This window comes from Streptomyces sp. SID3212, from assembly GCF_009865405.1.
Lineage (GTDB): Bacteria > Actinomycetota > Actinomycetes > Streptomycetales > Streptomycetaceae > Streptomyces.
The window spans coordinates 1-2,122 of record NZ_WWJY01000186.1 but is presented as its reverse complement, the minus strand read 5'-3'; the positions used below and the strand labels follow the sequence as shown (position 1 = coordinate 2,122).

Annotated in this window: 2 protein-coding genes; both read left to right on the top strand. The window is 73.8% G+C overall.

Annotated elements, in window-relative coordinates:
* A partial coding sequence (locus tag GT042_RS05535; RefSeq protein WP_161307574.1) for a carboxyltransferase domain-containing protein occupies window positions 1-1,317 on the top strand: 1,317 nt, incomplete at its 5' end.
* Window positions 1,314-2,122: amidase family protein (locus GT042_RS05530; protein ID WP_272925676.1), on the top strand; the 809-nt coding region annotated here is incomplete at its 3' end. The genes GT042_RS05535 and GT042_RS05530, both read left to right, overlap by 4 nt.

Genomic DNA, 2,122 nt, shown 5'->3' with positions numbered 1-2,122 from the left:
CGCGCGCCCGCGTCACCTCCGGCCGCCGACCGGCCCGCCGTGGTCGACGGCGGCATCCTGGGACGCGGCCCCTCGGTCACGTACCGCCGCAGCGGCGACGACAACGTCCTCGTCGAATACGGCGAGATGCGACTCGACCTCGCCCTGCGAATGCGGGTGCACGCGCTGGCGGAGGCCGTACGGGAACAGGCGCTGCCCGGCATCACCGACCTCACACCCGGCATCCGCTCGCTCCAGATCCAACTGGACCCGGACGTCCTCCCCCAGGAGACCCTCCTCCCCGTCCTCACCCGGATCGAGGCCGAACTCCCTTCCACGGACGCCCTGGTGGTCCCGTCGCGCACCGTTCACCTCCCGCTGTCCTGGGACGACCCGGCGACCCGCGAGGCCATCGAGCGCTACATGACGGGGGTACGGGACGACGCGCCCTGGTGCCCGTGGAACATCGAGTTCATCCGCCGGATCAACGGTCTCGACTCGCCCGACGACGTGTACCGCACGGTGTTCGGCGCCGAGTACCTCGTCCTGGGCCTGGGGGACGTGTACCTGGGCGCCCCGGTCGCCACCCCCCTGGATCCCCGCCACCGTCTGGTCACCACCAAGTACAACCCGGCGCGCACCTGGACGGCCGAGAACTCGGTCGGCATCGGCGGCGCCTACCTCTGCGTGTACGGCATGGAGGGTCCTGGCGGCTACCAGTTCGTGGGCCGTACGACCCAGGTGTGGTCGGGCCGTCAGCAGCGCGGCGCGTTCGAGGAGGGCAAGCCGTGGCTGCTGCGCTTCTTCGACCGGATCACGTGGTACCCGGTCGAGGCGGACGAACTACTCGCGCTGCGCGCGGACATGGCGGCCGGCCGGTTCGTCCCCCGCATCGAGGAGGGTACGTTCGCCCTCGCCGACCACGAACGCTTCCTGGCGGAGAACGCCGACTCGATCGCGGCCTTCCGGGCCCGTCAGGCGACCGCGTTCCGGGCGGAGCGGGACGCCTGGGAGGCGTCGGGCGAGTTCGCCCGCGCGGAGTCGGTGGCCGCGCCGCCGCTCCCCCGTACCGACTTCACGGTCCCCCCGGGATCCCGTCTGCTGGAAGCCGAATTCGCCGCGTCGGTCTGGCAGGTGAACGTCTCGCCGGGCGACCGGGTGAGCGCGGGCCAGCCGTTGCTGGCGCTGGAGGCGATGAAGATGGAGTCACGGGTCGACGCGCCGGCGGACGGGGTGGTCACCCACGTCCTGACCGCCCCCGGAGCCCAGGTGGAGGCGGGCACGCCTCTCCTGGTGCTGTCACCGCCGCCCCACCCCGACCCGAGGAACTCGCGATGACCTTCCCCTCGACCCCCTCAACCCCCTCAACCTCCTCATCGGCCTCCACCTCCTCCGCGCTCGACCGTGTCCGCGCCGCCTACGCCCGGATCGCCCACGTCGACCGCCCCGAGATCTGGATCTCGCTGCGCCCGCAGGCCGACGTGGAGGCCGAGGCCCGCGCGCTCGACGCCCGGCGCGACACCGGCGACCCGCTTCCCCTGGCGGGCCGACTCCTCGCCGTCAAGGGCAACATCGACGTCGCGGGCCTCCCCACCACGGCGGGCTGCCCCTCCTACGCCTACCTCCCGGACCGCGACGCCCCGGTCGTGACCCGCCTCAAGGACGCGGGCGCCCTCGTCCTCGGCACCACCAACCTGGACCAGTTCGCCACCGGCCTGGTCGGCACCCGCTCGCCGTACGGCGCGGTGCGCAACGCCCGCGACCCCCTGCGCGTCTCCGGCGGATCCAGCTCGGGATCCGCCGTCGCGGTCGCCCTCGGCCTGGTGGATCTCGCACTCGGCACGGACACGGCGGGATCCGGCCGCGTCCCCGCCGCCTTCAACGGCATCGTCGGCCTCAAGCCCACCCGGGGCCTGGTCCCGACGGAAGGGGTGGTCCCGGCCTGCGCGAGCCTCGACTGCGTCGGCGTCTTCGCCCGTACGCTCCCCGAGGCGCGCCTCGCCCTCGCCCTGATGTCCGAGCCGGACGGCGCCCGCGCCATCCCGCCCCGTACACCGGGACCCTGGCGGGTCGCCGTAGCGCCGCTCGCGCAGCTCGGCGAGCTGGACGACGGCTGGGCGCAGGCGTACGAAGCGGCAGCGGC